Here is a 16,700-nt window from a genome sequence, read left to right on the forward strand (position 1 = left end):
TCCGCACCGGAGGCCATCACCATGTCCCCACGCGCCCGGCGCACATCCGTCGCCGTCACCGTCACCGCCGTCGCGGCAGGGCTGCTCGTCGGCCCGTCGTCCGCGTTCGCCGCCCCGACATCGGATGCGGTCCGTATCCATGACATCCAGGGCAGCACCCGAATATCCCCGCTGGCCGGGAAGCAGGTGACCGGCGTCCCCGGCACGGTCACGGCGGTGCGCTCCTTCGGCTCGTCGCGCGGCTTCTGGATGCAGGACTCCCGGCCGGACGCCGACCAGGCCACCAGCGAGGCGATCTTCGTGTTCACCGGCTCCACCACCCCGTCCGTCGCCGTCGGGGACGCGGTCGAGGTCAGCGGGACGGTGAGCGAGTACTACCCGGGCGGGGCGTCGGCCGGTCTCCAGTCGCTGACCGAGATCTCCAAGGCCACGTGGACGGTCCGGTCGCAGTCCAACGAGCTGCCCGCCGCCTACCGGCTGAACCCCTCCACCGTCCCCGACCGGTACGCCCCCGACGGCTCCCTGGAGGGCCCGGCGCTGCGGCCCCGCTCGTACGCCCTGGACCGGTACGAGTCGCTGGAGGGCATGCGGGTCTCGGTCACGGACGCGCCCGTGGTCGGCGCGACCAACACGTACAAGGAGCTGTGGGTCACCGCCGAACCGCGCCACAAGCGCACCGCACGCGGCGGCGCCCTCTACGACACGTACCGCGACCCGAACCCCGGGCGGCTGAAGGTCGCCTCCCTCCTCCCCTACGCGGAGCACCCCTTCCCGGTCGCCGACGTGGGCGACGAGCTGACCGGGACGACGGCCGGGCCGCTGGACTACGACAACTTCGGCGGCTACACGATCGCGGCCAGTACGCTCGGGAAGCCGGCCGACCGCGGGCCGACGCGGGAGCGCACCCGCGGGCAGAAGTCCGGTGAGCTGTCGGTCGCCACGTACAACGTCGAGAACCTGTCCCCCAAGACCGCGCAGTCGAAGTTCGACCGCCTCGCCTCCGGCCTGGTCGACAACCTCGCCTCGCCCGACATCGTCGCCCTGGAGGAGGTCCAGGACGACAACGGCGCCACGAACGACGGCGTGGTGAGCGCCGACGCCACCCTGAAGAAGCTGACGGACGCCATCGCGGCGGCCGGTGGCCCGGCGTACGCATGGCGGCAGATCAACCCGGTGGACGACCAGGACGGCGGGGAGCCGGGCGGAAACATCCGGGTCGCCTTCCTCTACAACCCGAAGCGGGTCTCCTTCACCGACATTCCGGGCGGCGACTCGACGACGCCGGTGAAGGTCGTGAAGGACGGCGGCAAGGCCGCCCTGTCGGCCTCCCCGGGGCGCATCGATCCGGGGAACGAGGTGTGGAAGGCCAGCCGCAAGCCGCTGGTCGGGCAGTTCGCCTTCCGGGGCCGCCCGGTGTTCGTGGTCGCGAACCACTTCAACTCCAAGGGCGGCGACCAGGGCCTCGACGCCCGCGTCCAGCCGCCGGTGCGGTCCTCGGAGACCCAGCGCACGGGCCAGGCCACGGCCGTCAACACCTTCGTGAAGTCCCTGCTGGCCGCCGACCCCAAGGCGGCGGTGGTCGTCGCGGGCGACCTCAACGACTACCAGTTCTCCCCGGCGCTGTCCGCCCTGACCGAGGGCGGCGTGCTGACGGATCTGGTGACGCGCCTGCCGCGGGATGAGCGGTACGGCTACGTCTACAACGGCAACTCGCAGGTGCTGGACCACATCCTGACCAGCCGGGCCCTGCGCGGCCCGGACTACGACATCGTCCACATCAACGCGGAATTCGCCGACCAGTCCAGCGACCACGACCCCCAGGTGGTCCGCCTCCGCCCCTGACCGGGGGCGGTGGGGCGCGTCCGCGGTTGGAGAGGAACCCCACGCCGTAGCGGCGCTGCACGGTCACACCAAGAAGATTTAAGTGGACCTGCGGCATCCCCCGGCACGACACTTCCGTCATGTCCAGATCCCATCTCGCCTGCGCCATGGTCACCCCCTTCACCCGGGACGGGGACCTCGACCTCATCGGCGCCCAGGGCCTCGCGGCCGCCCTCGTCGACGAGGGCGGCTGCGACGGGCTGGTGCTGGGCGGGACCACCGGGGAGTCGCCGACCACCAGCGACGCCGAGAAGACGGCGGTCGTGCGGGCCGTGGCGGGGGCCGTCGGGGACCGGGCGCGGGTCGTGGCGGGGGTGGGGAGCAACGACACGCAGCACGCCGTCGCACTCGCGCGGGCCGTGGAGAAGGCGGGTGCGCAGGGGCTGCTCGTGGTCACCCCGTACTACAGCCGCCCGCCCCAGGAAGCCGTCGAGGCGCACTTCCGGATGGTCGCCGACGCGGTCGACATCCCGGTCACGCTGTACGACATCCCCTTCCGCACCGGCACCGCCCTCTCGTACGAGACCCTGTGCCGCCTCGCGGAGCACCCCCGCGTGATGGGGGTGAAGGACTGCGCGTACGACCTGATGAAGTCGGCGCGGACGATGGCCGCCACCGGGCTCGCCTACTACTCCGGCTGCGACGAGTTGAACCTGCCGCTCAGGGCGATCGGCGCGGCCGGATGCATCAGCACGGTCGCGAACGTGGCGCCGCGCGAGGTACGGGGCGTGCTGGACGCGTACGACGCGGGCGACCCCGAGGAGGCCGCCCGCCGCCATCTGGCGCTGATCCCGCTCATCGACGCGATGATGTCCACCCTCCCCGGCGCGGTCACCGCGAAGGCGCTGCTGGGCACCCTCGGGCGACCCGGCGGGGCGGTACGCCCGCCCCTGTTCGGGGCGGACGCGACCGTAACGGCCGACCTGGCCGACGCCTACGCGTCGGCGACCTGACCGACCACGAGGCCGATCAGCCGCGCCCTCGACCGGACCTCACCCGGCGCGGGCCCGGGGGCAGGGCTCTGCGCCGCCCTCCCACCCCCGGCACGCCGTGACCAGCCGCGGCCGTACGGCACCGTGGGCGCCGGGCCGCGGCGGACCCGATGCGGGGATTTGGGGGGACGGAGCGCCCCTCTCTGCCCCAACCCCGGCACGCCATGACCAGTCGCGGCTGCGCAGCGCCGCGGGCACCGGGCCGTGCCCGGTGTGGGGGCACGGTGGCGGAGCAAGGCGCGCCCCCCTACACCCCGGCACGCCGTGATCAGCCCTGGCCGTACGGCACCGGTATGGGGTCCGGGGCGGGGCCCCCGGTTTCGGGGAGGGGCGGGGTGGGGGACTTCCCGCCCCGCCGCGATCAGTTGTGGCTGTGCAGCGCCTCATTCAGCCCGCCCCACGACCCCGTACGCGGCAGGACCTCGACCGCGCCGGTCGTGGAGTTACGGCGGAAGAGGATGTTCGTGGCGCCGGACAGCTCAAGGGCCTTGACGATCTTGCCGTCCGGGAGGGTCACCCGCGTACCCGCCGTCACGTACAGGCCCGCCTCGACGACGCAGTCGTCGCCGAGGGAGATGCCGAGACCCGCCTCGGCACCCAGCAGGCAGCGCTCGCCAATGGTGATCGTCTGCTTGCCGCCACCGGACAGCGTGCCCATGATCGACGCGCCGCCCCCGATGTCGGAGCCGTCGCCGACGACGACGCCCGCGCTGATGCGGCCCTCGACCATCGAGGTGCCCAGCGTGCCGGCGTTGAAGTTGACGAAGCCCTCGTGCATGACGGTCGTCCCGGCGGCGAGATGCGCGCCGAGCCGTACGCGGTCGGCGTCACCGATGCGGACACCGGACGGAACGACGTAGTCCGTCATCCGCGGGAACTTGTCGACGCTGGTCACCGACAGGTGCAGCCCCTCGGCGCGGGCGCCGAGCCGGGCGCGCTCGACCTGGTCGGCGGCGACGGGGCCGAGCGAGGTCCAGGCGATGTTGGCGAGCAGGCCGAACTGGCCCTCCAGGCTCAGCCCGTGCGGCTTGACCAGCCGGTGGCTGAGCAGGTGCAGCCGCAGGTACACGTCATGCGCGTCCAGCGGCTTGTCGTCGATCGAGGCGATGACCGTGCGGACGGCGACGACCTCGACCCCACGGCGCGGGTCCGGGCCCAGCGCCTTGAGGGCGGTCTCGCCCAGGAGCTGCGCGGTGCGCTCGGCGTCGAGCCGCTCGGTCCCGGCCGGGCCGGGCGCGTCGGCCAGCTCGGGGGCCGGGAACCAGGTGTCCAGAACGGTGCCGTCCTCGGTGAGGGTGGCGAGCCCGGCGGCGACGGCGCCGGTGGGGCGGGTGGTGGTGGCTGCATCGGTCATGGTCAGCACGCTAACCGGAGGCGGGCCCCGGAGGCTAACCGGTCTCATCGGCCAGACACGGCCAGACCCCCCTCGGCCCCGGCCGCTCAGGGCCGCCGGCCCTTGCCGTCGACCAGCGCCCGCTCCACCAGCGCATGGGTGCTGAGCACATCGCCGGCCTTCCAGCCGTCCCGGTCGTCATCGTCCGGTTCGCCATCGCGCCCCGCGATGCTCCGCTCCCCGAGCGGAGCGAAGGTCTCCGGGTCGTAGAGCAGCTGGAACTCCGAGAACCCCCGCTTCCCCACGGTGCCCTGCCCCCACCGCGACGGCCGTCCGCCCGAGGTTGTCCTTGACCTCCGCCGCCGTGATCCCCGGAACGGTCGCCCTACGGAACACCTCGGCCCGCCCCCGGGGTCGGCCGGGAACGCCTGGCTCAGCCCGCCGAGCAGCCGGGCCTTCTCCGTGACCCGCTCCGGGCCGCCGGGGAGCGTGTCACCCTCTGTTCCCGGTGGACGCCAAGGGTTCACGCCCCTCCAGGACCCGCGCCCCTCAGCCGGTCACGCGCGCGAACGCCACCCGCACCTCCTCCCGGTCGAACTCCCGCCCGGTCAGCAGGATCTGCAACAGCAGCCCGTCGTACAGCGCGTTCAGGGCCCGCGCGACGTCCGGGTCGCCGGTGCGCCGCTCCAGCAGCGCGGCCATCCGGTCGAGGAACGCGGCGGCGATCGGCCGCACCGAGGCGCGGCGCAGGGCGGCGAGATACAACTCGTACTCCAGCTCCAGCCGTTTGCGGTCGCCGTCGCCCGTCAGCTGCTCCTCCATCAGGCCCGCCAGCTGGTCCGCGAGCGGCGTCCCGGGCGGCGCGTCGCGCTCCCAGCGCTCCATGTCGGCCAGACATGTGGCGTTGACCTGGTCGAGCGCGGCGACGAGCAGATCATCGAGGGTGGCGAAGTGATACGTGGTGGAGCCGAGCGGTACGTCCGCCTCGGCGGCCACGGCCCGGTGGCTGAGCGCCCCGATGCCCCGCTCCCCCACCACCGCGATCGCGGCGTCGATGATCCGCTGCCGCCGCTCGGGGTCGTAACGGCGCCCCATCAGTGGGCCCCGCCCAGGTTGAGCACGACCACTCCGACGATCACCAGCAGCACCCCGGTCACCCTCGCCGCGGTCACCGCCTCCCCGAGGAACAGCATTCCGATCGCGGCGATGACGGCGGTCCCGGCCCCGGCCCATATGGCGTACGCGGTGCCGACGGACACCGTCTTGAGCGTCTGGGCGAGGAGCACGAAGGCGATCCCGTAGCCCAGGGCCGTCCCCAGCGAGGGCCAGAGCTTGCTGAAGCCGTCGCTGTACTTCATCGAGGTGGTCGCGAGCACCTCGGCCAGGATGGCTCCGGAGAGCGTCACGTATCCCATGCGTACGAGTGTACACAACGATGCGTACGGGCGTACACAACAGTCGTGCACAACAAAGCCCGGAGACCCGGAAACGCGAAGCGGCCCCCGCGCACCATGCGCGGGGGCCGCTTCGGAAAACCGGCGGGAGGCCGGGAACCTCAGACGTTGAAGCCGAGGGCCCGCAGCTGCTCGCGGCCGTCGTCGGTGATCTTGTCGGGACCCCACGGCGGCATCCAGACCCAGTTGATCCGCAGCTCGTTGACGATGCCGTCGGCCGCGGACTTGGCCTGGTCCTCGATGACGTCGGTCAGCGGACACGCCGCGGACGTGAGCGTCATGTCGATGGTCGCGATGTTGCTCTCGTCGACGTGAATGCCGTAGACGAGGCCGAGGTTGACCACGTCGATGCCCAGCTCGGGGTCGACCACGTCGTAGAGGGCCTCGCGGACCTCTTCCTCGCTCGCGGGCTTGGTGGTGGTTTCCACGTTCTCAGTCATGCGGTCTTCCCTTCAGCGCCGTCGCCCAGGGCCTGAGCGGTGGCGTCCTTCCATGCCATCCAGCTCAGCAGGGCGCACTTGACCCGGGCCGGGTACTTGGAGACGCCGGCGAACGCGACCGCGTCCTCCAGCACCTCTTCCATCGCGTCATCCGGTTCCAGCTGGCCCTTGGACTGCATCAGCTCCAGGAACGTCGTCTGGATCCTGCGAGCCTCGCTCAGTTCCTTGCCCACCAGCAGGTCGTTGAGCACGGACGCGCTCGCCTGGCTGATCGAACAGCCCTGGCCCTCGTAGCTCACGTCCTCGATCGTCTCGCCGTCAAGCCGCACCCGGAGGGTGATCTCGTCACCGCAGGTGGGATTGACGTGGTGTACCTCGGCGTCGCCGTCCCTGAGACCCCGCCCGTGGGGGTGCTTGTAGTGATCCAGGATGACGTCCTGGTACATCGAATCCAGCTTCACGTGGCATCCCCTAGCCGAAGAAGTTCCGTACGTGCTCCAGCCCGTCGACCAAGGCATCCACCTCGGCCGGCGTGGAGTACAGGTAGAACGACGCTCGCGTGGTCGCAGGAATTCCGTACCGCAGGCAGACCGGACGGGCACAGTGGTGGCCCACCCGGACGGCGATGCCCTGCTCGTCGAGCACCTGGCCCACGTCGTGGGGGTGGATGTCGCCGAGCGTGAAGGAGATCGTGGCGCCGCGCTCCTCGGCCGTGGTGGGGCCGATGATGCGCAGGTCGGGCACCTCCAGGAGCTTGCCGACCGCGTAGTGGGTCAGGGCGTGCTCATGGCGGGCGATGTTGTCCATGCCGATCGAGGTCAGGTACTCCACGGCCGCGCCGAGGCCGACGGCCTGGGCGATCGGGGGCGTACCGGCCTCGAACTTGTGGGGCGCCGGGGCGTAGGTGGAGGAGTTCATCGAGACGGTCTCGATCATCTCGCCGCCACCGAGGAACGGAGGCAGGTCCTCCAGCAGCTCCTGGCGGCCCCACAGGACACCGATGCCGGTCGGGCCGCACATTTTGTGGCCGGTGAAGGCCACGAAGTCGGCCTGGAGCGCCTGGACGTCCAGCAGCATGTGCGGGGCGGCCTGGGAGGCGTCGATGACGACGAGCGCGCCGACGTCCTGCGCGCGGCGGACGATCGCCTCGACCGGGTTGACCGTGCCCAGGATGTTGGAGACCAGCACGAAGGAGACGACCTTGGTCTTCTCCGTGATGACCTGCTCGATCTCGGACAGGTCGAGACGGCCGTCCTCGGTGAGGCCGAACCACTTCAGCTTCGCACCGGTGCGCTGCGAGAGCAGCTGCCACGGAACGATGTTGGAGTGGTGCTCCATCTCCGTGATGACGATCTCGGTGTCCTGGTCCACCCGGTAGGGCTCATCGGCCCAGCCGAGCATGTTGGCGACCAGGTTCAGCGACTCCGACGCGTTCTTGGTGAAGATCACCTCGTCGCGGCTGGGCGCGTTGATGAAGGTGGCGACCTTGTCGCGGGCGCCCTCGTACAGCGCCGTGGCCTCCTCCGCGAGCACGTGGACGCCGCGGTGCACATTGGCGTTCGCGCGCTCGTAATAGCTGTTCAGCGCGTCCAGCACCTGGCGCGGCTTCTGCGAGGTCGCCGCGTTGTCCAGGTAGACGAGCTTCTTGCCGTCGTGGACCGAGCGGTCCAAGATCGGGAAGTCCTTGCGGATCGCCTCGGTGTCGAGGAGGCCCGGCAGCTGTGTCACTCGGAGACGCCTCCCTTCACGTACGCCTCGTAGCCCTCGTCCTCCAGCTTGTCCGCCAGCTCCGGGCCGCCGGACTCGGCGATCCGGCCGTTCGCGAACACGTGGACGTGGTCGGGCTTGATGTACCGCAGGATGCGGGTGTAGTGGGTGATCAGCAGGGTGCCGACCTGGCCGGACTCGCGGACGCGGTTGACGCCCTCGGAGACCACGCGCAGCGCGTCGACGTCGAGACCGGAGTCGGTCTCGTCGAGGATCGCGATGGCGGGCTTCAGCAGCTCCAGCTGAAGGATCTCGTGGCGCTTCTTCTCACCGCCGGAGAAGCCCTCGTTGACGTTCCGCTCGGCGAAGGACGGGTCGATCGAGAGGCGCTGCATGGCCTCCTTGACCTCCTTCACCCAGAGGCGCAGCTTCGGCGCCTCGCCGCGGATCGCGGTCGCGGAGGTGCGCAGGAAGTTGGAGACGGAGACGCCGGGCACCTCGACCGGGTACTGCATGGCGAGGAAGACACCGGCGCGGGCCCGCTCGTCGACGGACATCTCCAGCACGTCCTCGCCGTCGAGGGTGACGGTGCCGCCGGTGATCTTGTACTTCGGGTGACCGGCGAGCGAGTACGCCAGGGTGGACTTGCCGGAGCCGTTGGGGCCCATGATGGCGTGTGTCTCGCCCTGCTTCACGGTCAGGTCGACGCCGCGCAGAATCTCGCGGGGGCCACCCTCGGCCTCGACGGAGACGTGCAGGTCGTGGATCTCAAGCGTTGCCATGGGTGCCTCAGGACTCCTGGGTGACGGAGACGAGCACGTCGTCCCCTTCGATCTTTACGGGGTATACGGCGATGGGGCGCGTCGCGGGAAGACCGGACGGCTTGCCGGTGCGGAGGTCGAAGCTGGAGCCGTGGAGCCAGCACTCGATCTGGCAGTCCTCCACCTCGCCCTCGGACAGCGAGACGTTCGCGTGCGAGCAGACGTCGTTGACCGCGAACACGTCGCCCTCGGTGCGCACCAGTGCGACCGGCACGCCGTCGAGTTCGACGCGCTTGGGGGCGTCCTCTTCGAGCTCGGCCAGCGCACAGGCGCGGAGATAGGTCGCGGTCATCCTACGGACGCCTCCAACTCGGCCTCGATCTTGGCGATCAGACGCTCCTCCAGCTCGGGCAGCCCGATCTGCTGGACCAGCTCGGCGAAGAAGCCGCGGACGACCAGGCGACGGGCCTCGTCGGCCGGGATGCCGCGGGCCATCAGGTAGAACAGCTGCTCGTCCTCGAAGCGGCCGGTCGCGCTGGCGTGACCGGCGCCGACGATCTCACCGGTCTCGATCTCCAGGTTCGGCACCGAGTCGACGCGGGCGCCGTCGGTGAGGACCAGGTTCCGGTTCAGCTCGTAGGTGTCCGTGCCCTCGGCCGCGGCGCGGATCAGCACATCGCCGATCCAGACCGCGTGCGCGTCCTTGCCCTGCAGCGCGCCCTTGTAGGCCACGTTGCTGCGGCAGTGCGGGGTGTCGTGGTCGATGAAGAGCCGGTGCTCCTGGTGCTGGCCGTTGTCGGTGAAGTACAGGCCGTACAGCTCGGCCTCACCGCCCGGCGCGCCGTAGACGACGCGCGGGTGCAGCCGGACCAGGTCGCCGCCGAAGGTGACGACCACGGACTTGAAGGTGGCGTCCCGGCCGACCAGCGCGGTGTGCTGGCCGACGTGGACGGCCGTGTCGTCCCAGTCCTGGACGGAGACGACGGTGAGCTTGGCGCCGTCGCCGATGAGGTACTCGACGTTGGCGGCGAGCGTGGCGTCACCGGTGTGGTCGATGACGACGACGGCCTCGGCGAAGGCGCCGACCTCGATCACCTGGTGGCCGAAGGCGGTGCCGCCCTCGCCGTGCACGGCGATCCGCACCGGCTCGTCGAGCACCTTCTCCTTGGGCACGGAGACGACCGAGGCCTTCTCGAAGGAGCTGTACGCCTGGGCCGCCACCCGGTCCACCGGCTTGCCGGCCTTGCCCAGGCGCGCGTCGTCGCGGCCCACGGTCTCGACGGTGACGCCCTCGGGGGCGGTCACCTCGACCTTGACGCCGCCGTCGGCGACGGCGGTGCCGTCGTGGAGGCCGCGCAGCCGCTCCAGCGGCGTGAACCGCCAGTCCTCCTCGCGCCCGTGCGGCACGGGGAAGTCGGCCACGTCGTACGACGCGGGCGCGCTGACCCGCGCGTCGATGGGCTGCTGCCCCACCTGGATGACGCCGTCCGTGGTGGATCCGGCCGGAATGGTTTCAGCCATGGCTGTCGTACTGCTCGCTTTCTGCCTTCTGGGGCTTACACGGGGGTGCCCCGATGGCGGGGCGGGAAGGGCGGTGGCGTCAGCCGACCGCGCCCTCCATCTGCAGCTCGATCAGCCGGTTGAGCTCCAGCGCGTACTCCATGGGCAGCTCGCGCGCGATCGGCTCGACGAAGCCGCGCACGATCATCGCCATGGCCTCGTCCTCGGACAGACCGCGGCTCATGAGGTAGAAGAGCTGGTCATCGCTGACCTTCGAGACGGTCGCCTCGTGGCCCATGGACACGTCGTCCTCGCGGACGTCCACGTACGGGTAGGTGTCCGAGCGCGAGACGGTGTCGACCAGCAGGGCGTCGCACAGCACGTTGGACTTGGAGCCCTCGGCACCCTCGCCGATCTCGATCAGACCGCGGTAGGAGGTGCGGCCACCGCCCCGGGCCACCGACTTGGAGACGATGTTCGAGGAGGTGCGGGGCGCCATGTGCACCATCTTGGCGCCGGCGTCCTGGTGCTGGCCCTCGCCCGCGAAGGCGATGGACAGCGTCTCGCCCTTGGCGTGCTCGCCCATCAGGTAGACGGCCGGGTACTTCATGGTCACCTTGGAGCCGAGGTTGCCGTCGACCCACTCCATGGTCGCGCCCTCGTAGGCCACGGCGCGCTTGGTGACCAGGTTGTACACGTTGTTCGACCAGTTCTGGATGGTCGTGTAGCGGCAGCGGCCGCCCTTCTTCACGATGATCTCGACGACCGCGGAGTGCAGCGAGTCCGACTTGTAGATCGGCGCGGTGCAGCCCTCGACGTAGTGGACGTAGGCGTCCTCGTCGACGATGATCAGCGTCCGCTCGAACTGGCCCATGTTCTCGGTGTTGATCCGGAAGTACGCCTGGAGCGGGATGTCCACGTGGACGCCCTTGGGCACGTAGATGAACGAGCCGCCGGACCAGACCGCCGTGTTCAGCGAGGCGAACTTGTTGTCGCCCGCCGGGATCACCGTGCCGAAGTACTCCTTGAACAGCTCCGGGTGCTCCCTGAGCGCGGTGTCGGTGTCCAGGAAGAGGACGCCCTGCTCCTCCAGGTCCTCACGGATCTGGTGGTAGACGACCTCGGACTCGTACTGGGCCGCGACACCCGCGACGAGGCGCTGCTTCTCGGCCTCCGGGATGCCCAGCTTGTCGTACGTGTTCTTGATGTCCTCGGGCAGCTCCTCCCAGGAGGCGGCCTGCTGCTCGGTGGAGCGGACGAAGTACTTGATGTTGTCGAAGTCGATACCCGACAGGTCCGAGCCCCAGGTGGGCATGGGCTTCTTGCCGAAGAGCTTCAGGCCCTTGAGGCGGAGCTTGAGCATCCACTCCGGCTCGGACTTCTTCGCCGAGATGTCGCGTACGACTTCCTCGGAGAGGCCGCGCTTGGCCGAGGCGCCGGCCACGTCGGAGTCGGCCCAGCCGTACTCGTAGTTGCCCAGACCCTCGAGCTCAGGGTGAGCGGTCTCCGTGGGGAGAGTCATTCGGGGTTCCTCCCGGCCGTACTGGCAGATGCTGTGGTGGTCTTGGTAATGCGGTGGTCGGTCTTCTCGACCGCGGTGTCGGTCTGTCCGGGGTGTCCGGTCTTCGGGATGAACGTCGTGCACACCCCGTCGCCATGGGCGATGGTGGCCAGACGCTGGACATGGGTCCCGAGCAGCTGGGAGAAGACCTCGGTCTCCGCCTCACACAGCTGCGGATATCGCTCGGCTGCGTGGGCGACCGGGCAGTGGTGCTGGCAGAGCTGTTCGCCGACCGGCGCGCTGCGCGCCGTAGCAGCGTACCCGTCCGCGGACAGTGCGCCCGCCAGAGCTTCCGTACGCCGCCCGGGAGCGGCCGCCTCGACGGCGCCGCGGTATCCGTCGGCCTGGGCGGCGAGCCTGGCACGGGCGAACGCCGCGACGGCGGCCCGGCCCGCCTCGCCACCGCCCGCGGTCTGCTCGATCCAGCGCAGGGCGTCGACGGCGAGATCGTCATAGGCCTGGTCGAAGGCGTCACGGCCGCAGTCCGTCAGCGCGAACACCTTGGCCGGGCGGCCGCGCCGGCGCGCCCCGTACACCCTCTTCTCGCGGGGCTCGACGACGCCGTCGGCGACGAGGGTGTCGAGGTGGCGCCGCACGGCCGCCTGGGTCAGCTCCAGCCGCAGGGCGAGCTCGGCGGCGGTGGACGGGCCGTGGTCGAGGATGGAGCGGGCGACCCGGTTCCGGGTGCCGTGCTGCTCCTCGGGAGCGGTCACGGCAGGCGTGCCCGACCGCGCGGCCGTCTCGGCCGCGCGTCCCTCGGGAGCCTCGCTCGCGTATTTCACAACGCCATTGTTGCGTAATTCTTCGGCAACGTACAGCGGGCCCGGAGGCGGCTTCCGGTGGGGTGGGTCACTTAGGCGTACCTAAGTGTGACCTGGGGCGATGCGGCCGCCGGCTCGTCGGAGGGGGCTCGTACCGCCCGTGACCACTGTCCGTTCCGGCCCTGCCGCCCACGGCCCGCCCCGCCGTTCGTAGACTGCCGGACATGCGAGAAGAGCCCGCGGTCGACGTCGTCGGCCTGGTCAAACGGTACGGCTCGAAGACCGCCGTCGACGGGCTCGACCTGTCCGTCGGCCGCGGATCCGTGAGCGCCGTCCTCGGCCCCAACGGCGCCGGCAAGACCACCACCGTCGAGACCTGCGAGGGATACCGCCGCCCCGACGCCGGGACGGTGCGCATATTCGGCCTCGACCCGGTCGCCGACGCGGCGGCGCTGCGGCCGCGGGTGGGCGTCATGCTCCAGTCCGGAGGGGTTTATTCCGGGGCGCGCGCAGAAGAGATGCTGCGCCACACCGCCTCGCTCCATGCCCATCCCCTGGACGTCGCCCAGCTCATCGAGCGGCTCGGCCTCGGCTCCTGCGGCCGTACGACCTACCGGCGGCTCTCCGGCGGCCAGCAGCAGCGGCTCGCGCTCGCCATGGCCGTCGTCGGCCGCCCCGAACTGGTCTTCCTCGACGAGCCCACCGCCGGACTCGACCCGCAGGCCCGCCGCGCCACCTGGGACCTCGTCCGCGATCTGCGCCGCGACGGCGTGACCGTCGTGCTGACCACGCACTACATGGACGAGGCCGAACAGCTCGCCGACCACGTCGCGATCATCGACGGCGGCAAGGTGATCGCCCAGGGCACCCCCGAGGAGCTGTGCCGCGGCGGCGCCGAGAACACCCTGCGCTTCAGCGGCCGCCCCGCGCTCGACCTGGCCTCGCTGCTGAAGGCGCTGCCCGCCGACAGCACGGCCGCCGAGCTGACCCCCGGCGGCTACCGGGTCACCGGCAAGGTCAACCCGCAGATGCTGGCCACCGTCACCTCCTGGTGCGCGCAGAACGGCGTGATGCCCGACCGCATCTCGGTCGAGCGGCACACCCTGGAGGACGTCTTCCTGGAGCTGACCGGTAAGGAGCTGCGCGCGTGACCGCCACAGGGACTTTCACCCCCCGGCCGGGGGCGGCACCGCTGCTCCGGATGATCCGCGCGCAGGCCGCGCTGGAGACCCGGATGCTGCTGCGCAACGGCGAACAGCTGCTGCTGACCGTCGTCATCCCGTCGCTGGTCCTGGTGCTCTTCAGCAGTGTCGATATCGTCGACACGGGCGCCACCGGTGTCGCCGGGAACACCGTCGACTTCCTCGCGCCCGGCGTGCTGGCGCTCGCCGTCCTGTCCACGGCCTTCACCGGCCAGGCCATCGCGACCGGCTTCGAGCGGCGGTACGGCGTGCTCAAGCGGCTCGCCGTCTCCCCGCTGCCCCGGTGGGCGCTGATGACCGCCAAGACGTGCGCGGTGCTCGTCACCGAGGTCCTGCAGATCGTGCTGCTGACCGCGATCGCCTTCGCGCTGGACTGGTCGCCGCGGGGCGACCCGCTCGCCGTGGTGCTGCTGCTGGTCCTCGGCACCGCCGCGTTCTCCGGGCTCGGGCTGCTGATGGCGGGCACCCTCAAGGCCGAGGCGACGCTCGCCGCCGCCAACCTGGTCTTCCTGCTGCTGCTCGTGGGCGGCGGGGTGATCGTGTCGCTGGACAAGTTCCCGGGCGCGGCGCGCACCGTCCTGGAGCTGCTGCCGATCTCGGCGCTCTCCGGCGGGCTGCGGGACGTCCTCCAGGACGGGGCCGGAACGCCCTGGCGGGACCTCGGCATCCTGGCCGTGTGGGCGGTGCTGGGGCTCGGGGCCGCGGCGCGGTTCTTCCGCTGGGAGTGAGCGGGGAGTGAGGGGCCGCGCCCCTGCCCACGCTGGGACTTTCCTCAACCATGACCCCCTCGTGAAAAGCTGCACAAGCGGCCGCCTACGATGGCTCCGTGCCGAATTCGCTGAATCCGTTCGAGCTGATCGCCCGGCGCTGGCAGCCCTCCGCGCGCTTCGTGGAGCGGGCCGCCCTCGCCACCGTGGTGATGGCCGTGGTCATCGTCGTCACCGGAGGCGCGGTGCGGCTGACCGAGTCCGGGCTGGGCTGTGACACCTGGCCCAGGTGCACCTCCGGGAGCCTGACGCCCACCGCCGACATGGGCATCCACGGCGCCATCGAGTTCGGCAACCGCATGCTGACGTACGTCCTGTGCGCGTTCGTCGGCCTGCTGATCATCGCTGCCCGGGCCCGTCAGCCGGTGCGCCGCCCGCTCACCCGGCTGGGCTGGGTCCAGTTCTGGCTGATCATGAGCAACGCCATCATCGGCGGCATCATCGTCCTCACCGGCCTGAACCCGTACATCGTCAGCTCGCACTTCCTGCTGTCCACCGCGCTCCTCACGGTCGCGATGACCGTCTGGCAGCGCTCCCGCGAGGGCGACGGCGCGCCGCGCGACCTGGTGGCCCGGCCGGTGCGCCAGCTGACCTGGCTGCTGGTCGGCGCGACCCTGACGCTGATCCTGCTCGGCACCGTGGTCACCGGGTCCGGTCCGCACGCCGGTGACGCCCGTGAGGTGCACCGGATCCCGCTGGACTGGCAGGAGATCACCCAGCTCCACGTGGACTTCGTCTACATCGTGCTGGGCCTCACCGTCGCCCTGTGGTTCGTGCTGCGCGCCGTGCAGGCCCCGGCGGCCCTGCGCCGTACGGTGCTCGACCTGCTGGCCGTGCTGCTCCTCCAGGGCGTGATCGGGTACGTCCAGTACTTCACGGGCCTGCCCGAGGTGATCGTCGGCATCCACATGTTCGGGTCCTGCCTGGTGTGGATCGCGGTCCTGCGGGTGTTCTTCGCGCAGCGGGAGCGCCCCTCGCTCGCCGCCGCCCCGGAGTCCGGCCCCACGGGCGACCACGAGTCCCTTCAGCCGGAGAGCCCGGCGGCCCCGGAGCCCGAGCCCGCCGCGTCCAGCCGGTAGACCCGGCGCGCCGTCCCGGCCGCGACCAGCCCGGCGATCCGCCGGGCCTCCGCCCGCGTACAGATGCCGTCGGCGACCCATTCGGCCGCCAGCCGGTTCATGGCCCGGCCGAACAGCCGGGCGGCGGTCACATACAGCTCGGGCAGCGCTCGGGCGCCGGTGGAGAACAGCAGCTTGCCGAACGGCGCCTCGCCCAGCGTCTCCGCCGGCCGCGGTCCCGCGTCCGCGTAGACGTGCGGGAAGACGGCGGCGAGCTGGGCCGCGCCGCGGTGGTGCGGCCGGTCGGGCAGCAGCACCAGGTCGGTGCCGAACCCGGCGGTGGCGCGTAAGAAGCCGACGAGCGGCTGCGGATCGGCGCAGTGCAGCTGCACCGGCAGCCCGGTCGCCACGGCGCTCCACATCAGATGCTGGGCGAGCACGGGGTCGGGCGCCCGGTTGCGCGCCGGGCGCGCGGAGAGCCGCCGGGCCGCCGCGCGGCGCACCTCGTGCGGGTCGGGCGGGGTCTCGTCGCAGAAGGTGATGCCCAGCGCGAAGGCGGTGGCGTGCTGCGCGGCGGCGTACAGGGCCTCGGCGGTGTTGCCGATGAACGCGTCGACCGTCCCCGAGGTGTCCGCGACCTGTTCGGCCAGCGGTTCGAGGCGTACGACCTCGTGCACCCGGCCGTCGGCCGCCGCGGCCAGCTCGGCGGCGGAGGTGAGGGCGCTCGGGGCGCCCGACTCCAGCAGGAACGTGCCGATGCCGGCGCCGCGCAGCAGCAGCCGGGCGGCGCGGTAGGCGCCCAGCTCGCGGCGGCGGGCGAGATAGCGCACGGGCGTGCAGTGCGGTTCCATGCCCAGCAGCGGCGGGCACCAGCGGCGTACGGCGAGCCCGGTCCAGCTGTCGAAGTACGTGGTCCCCGCCGGGGCCGGGCCCGATCCCGCGGCGGTGGCCAGATGCGTCTCGAACGAGCCGAGGCCCAGCTCGCCGTGAACGATGCCGTGGCCGTGCTGATCGACCAGCGGGGGCAGCTCCACACCCGGCCCGTCCCGGGGCACCGGGCCGGTAGCGGGACCCAGGGTCTCCTGGGAACGCTCGTCCATCGCCGCCGCCTCCTCGCCCTCCGGCATCGCAGGGCTTAACGCCCGGATGCCGCACGAGGTGTCGCCGGTCGGGGTCCGGCGGACCGGCGGACCGGCCGTATGCGGGCGCCGCCCCATTGTGCCGGTCCGCGGGACGGACTTTCCGCGGTTCGGGCGTTTGCCGGTTCGGGCTGCGCGGCTCAG

General features: G+C 71.4%; 18 protein-coding genes. 5 read left to right on the forward strand and 13 right to left on the reverse strand.

The window, feature by feature from the left end:
- The first annotated feature begins 21 nt into the window (after positions 1–21).
- Both ACH4SI_RS28670 and dapA read left to right on the forward strand, forming a co-directional pair.
- The gene (locus ACH4SI_RS28670) at positions 22–1,842 is read left to right on the forward strand and encodes an endonuclease/exonuclease/phosphatase family protein (protein ID WP_398300554.1); all 1,821 of its coding nucleotides are present in this window, start codon (positions 22–24) and stop codon (positions 1,840–1,842) included.
- A gap of 119 nt (positions 1,843–1,961) precedes the next feature.
- Entirely contained in the window at positions 1,962–2,834 is an 873-nt protein-coding gene (dapA, locus tag ACH4SI_RS28675) for a 4-hydroxy-tetrahydrodipicolinate synthase (RefSeq protein ID WP_398300557.1), read from the forward strand.
- A 400-nt stretch (positions 2,835–3,234) separates the two neighbouring features.
- Here the strand turns inward: dapA and dapD are convergent, their stop codons facing one another.
- The 12 genes from dapD to ACH4SI_RS28735 form a co-directional block, all read right to left on the reverse strand.
- Positions 3,235–4,227, reverse strand: a complete 993-nt coding sequence (gene dapD, locus ACH4SI_RS28680; RefSeq protein ID WP_398300559.1) for a 2,3,4,5-tetrahydropyridine-2,6-dicarboxylate N-succinyltransferase — start codon at positions 4,225–4,227, stop codon at positions 3,235–3,237.
- A gap of 86 nt (positions 4,228–4,313) precedes the next feature.
- Positions 4,314–4,511 (reverse strand): hypothetical protein, encoded by a 198-nt coding sequence (locus tag ACH4SI_RS28685; RefSeq protein WP_398300561.1) that lies wholly within the window; start codon positions 4,509–4,511, stop codon positions 4,314–4,316.
- 244 nt (positions 4,512–4,755) lie between these two features.
- A complete protein-coding gene (locus ACH4SI_RS28690; protein ID WP_398300563.1) occupies positions 4,756–5,301 on the reverse strand; it encodes a TetR/AcrR family transcriptional regulator in 546 nt (181 codons plus the stop codon).
- Positions 5,301–5,621, reverse strand: a complete 321-nt coding sequence (locus ACH4SI_RS28695) for a DMT family transporter (protein WP_398300565.1) — start codon at positions 5,619–5,621, stop codon at positions 5,301–5,303. The genes ACH4SI_RS28690 and ACH4SI_RS28695 overlap by 1 nt, the downstream gene beginning before the upstream one ends.
- Before the next feature lie 140 nt (positions 5,622–5,761).
- Positions 5,762–6,100, reverse strand: coding sequence for a metal-sulfur cluster assembly factor (locus ACH4SI_RS28700; protein ID WP_009718823.1), 339 nt, complete (start codon positions 6,098–6,100; stop codon positions 5,762–5,764).
- Positions 6,097–6,561, reverse strand: coding sequence for a Fe-S cluster assembly sulfur transfer protein SufU (sufU, locus tag ACH4SI_RS28705; protein ID WP_009718822.1), 465 nt, complete (start codon positions 6,559–6,561; stop codon positions 6,097–6,099). The genes ACH4SI_RS28700 and sufU overlap by 4 nt, the downstream gene beginning before the upstream one ends.
- Positions 6,562–6,571: 10 nt before the next feature.
- On the reverse strand, positions 6,572–7,828 hold the full coding sequence (locus ACH4SI_RS28710; RefSeq protein ID WP_398300571.1) for a cysteine desulfurase: 1,257 nt from the start codon (positions 7,826–7,828) through the stop codon (positions 6,572–6,574).
- Positions 7,825–8,589: a Fe-S cluster assembly ATPase SufC gene (gene sufC, locus ACH4SI_RS28715; protein ID WP_398300573.1), complete on the reverse strand. Its 765-nt coding sequence runs from the start codon at positions 8,587–8,589 to the stop codon at positions 7,825–7,827. The genes ACH4SI_RS28710 and sufC overlap by 4 nt, the downstream gene beginning before the upstream one ends.
- Positions 8,590–8,596: 7 nt before the next feature.
- On the reverse strand, positions 8,597–8,920 hold the full coding sequence (locus ACH4SI_RS28720) for a bifunctional 3-phenylpropionate/cinnamic acid dioxygenase ferredoxin subunit (protein ID WP_398300575.1): 324 nt from the start codon (positions 8,918–8,920) through the stop codon (positions 8,597–8,599).
- On the reverse strand, positions 8,917–10,089 hold the full coding sequence (gene sufD / locus ACH4SI_RS28725; RefSeq protein ID WP_398300577.1) for a Fe-S cluster assembly protein SufD: 1,173 nt from the start codon (positions 10,087–10,089) through the stop codon (positions 8,917–8,919). The genes ACH4SI_RS28720 and sufD overlap by 4 nt, the downstream gene beginning before the upstream one ends.
- A gap of 79 nt (positions 10,090–10,168) precedes the next feature.
- On the reverse strand, positions 10,169–11,590 hold the full coding sequence (gene sufB / locus ACH4SI_RS28730) for a Fe-S cluster assembly protein SufB (protein WP_398300579.1): 1,422 nt from the start codon (positions 11,588–11,590) through the stop codon (positions 10,169–10,171).
- Positions 11,587–12,411: a helix-turn-helix transcriptional regulator gene (locus tag ACH4SI_RS28735; protein WP_398300581.1), complete on the reverse strand. Its 825-nt coding sequence runs from the start codon at positions 12,409–12,411 to the stop codon at positions 11,587–11,589. Before ACH4SI_RS28735 ends, sufB begins: the two co-directional genes overlap by 4 nt.
- Positions 12,412–12,614: 203 nt before the next feature.
- On the opposite strand from ACH4SI_RS28735, the gene ACH4SI_RS28740 reads away from it, so the two are divergent.
- The 3 genes from ACH4SI_RS28740 to ACH4SI_RS28750 all read left to right on the forward strand — a co-directional run bounded on the left by ACH4SI_RS28740 (position 12,615) and on the right by ACH4SI_RS28750 (position 15,438).
- Positions 12,615–13,541: an ABC transporter ATP-binding protein gene (locus tag ACH4SI_RS28740; RefSeq protein WP_398300583.1), complete on the forward strand. Its 927-nt coding sequence runs from the start codon at positions 12,615–12,617 to the stop codon at positions 13,539–13,541.
- Positions 13,538–14,320 carry an ABC transporter permease gene (locus tag ACH4SI_RS28745; protein WP_398300585.1) on the forward strand — a complete coding sequence of 261 codons (783 nt, stop codon included), beginning with the start codon at positions 13,538–13,540 and terminating at the stop codon, positions 14,318–14,320. Before ACH4SI_RS28740 ends, ACH4SI_RS28745 begins: the two co-directional genes overlap by 4 nt.
- Before the next feature lie 98 nt (positions 14,321–14,418).
- The gene (locus ACH4SI_RS28750; protein ID WP_398300587.1) at positions 14,419–15,438 is read left to right on the forward strand and encodes a heme A synthase; all 1,020 of its coding nucleotides are present in this window, start codon (positions 14,419–14,421) and stop codon (positions 15,436–15,438) included.
- Here the strand turns inward: ACH4SI_RS28750 and ACH4SI_RS28755 are convergent.
- Complete coding sequence (locus ACH4SI_RS28755) at positions 15,384–16,517, reverse strand: amidohydrolase (protein ID WP_398300589.1); 1,134 nt, start codon at positions 16,515–16,517, stop codon at positions 15,384–15,386. The genes ACH4SI_RS28750 and ACH4SI_RS28755 overlap by 55 nt on opposite strands.
- Between the last annotated feature and the right edge of the window lie 183 nt (positions 16,518–16,700).

This window comes from Streptomyces sp. NPDC021212, from assembly GCF_044332925.1.
GTDB lineage: Bacteria > Actinomycetota > Actinomycetes > Streptomycetales > Streptomycetaceae > Streptomyces.

What these genes read in the sequence shown, in the direction of transcription:
- sufD (WP_398300577.1), bottom strand. Translation starts at nt 10,089, where the DNA reads ATGGCTGAAACCATTCCGGCCGGATCCACCACGGACGGCGTCATCCAG.
- ACH4SI_RS28695 (WP_398300565.1), bottom strand. Translation starts at nt 5,621, where the DNA reads ATGGGATACGTGACGCTCTCCGGAGCCATCCTGGCCGAGGTGCTCGCG.
- sufB (WP_398300579.1), bottom strand. Translation starts at nt 11,590, where the DNA reads ATGACTCTCCCCACGGAGACCGCTCACCCTGAGCTCGAGGGTCTGGGC.
- ACH4SI_RS28740 (WP_398300583.1), top strand. Translation starts at nt 12,615, where the DNA reads ATGCGAGAAGAGCCCGCGGTCGACGTCGTCGGCCTGGTCAAACGGTAC.
- ACH4SI_RS28690 (WP_398300563.1), bottom strand. Translation starts at nt 5,301, where the DNA reads ATGGGGCGCCGTTACGACCCCGAGCGGCGGCAGCGGATCATCGACGCC.
- ACH4SI_RS28720 (WP_398300575.1), bottom strand. Translation starts at nt 8,920, where the DNA reads ATGACCGCGACCTATCTCCGCGCCTGTGCGCTGGCCGAGCTCGAAGAG.
- ACH4SI_RS28700 (WP_009718823.1), bottom strand. Translation starts at nt 6,100, where the DNA reads ATGACTGAGAACGTGGAAACCACCACCAAGCCCGCGAGCGAGGAAGAG.
- sufC (WP_398300573.1), bottom strand. Translation starts at nt 8,589, where the DNA reads ATGGCAACGCTTGAGATCCACGACCTGCACGTCTCCGTCGAGGCCGAG.
- ACH4SI_RS28670 (WP_398300554.1), top strand. Translation starts at nt 22, where the DNA reads ATGTCCCCACGCGCCCGGCGCACATCCGTCGCCGTCACCGTCACCGCC.
- dapA (WP_398300557.1), top strand. Translation starts at nt 1,962, where the DNA reads ATGTCCAGATCCCATCTCGCCTGCGCCATGGTCACCCCCTTCACCCGG.
- ACH4SI_RS28755 (WP_398300589.1), bottom strand. Translation starts at nt 16,517, where the DNA reads ATGGACGAGCGTTCCCAGGAGACCCTGGGTCCCGCTACCGGCCCGGTG.
- dapD (WP_398300559.1), bottom strand. Translation starts at nt 4,227, where the DNA reads ATGACCGATGCAGCCACCACCACCCGCCCCACCGGCGCCGTCGCCGCC.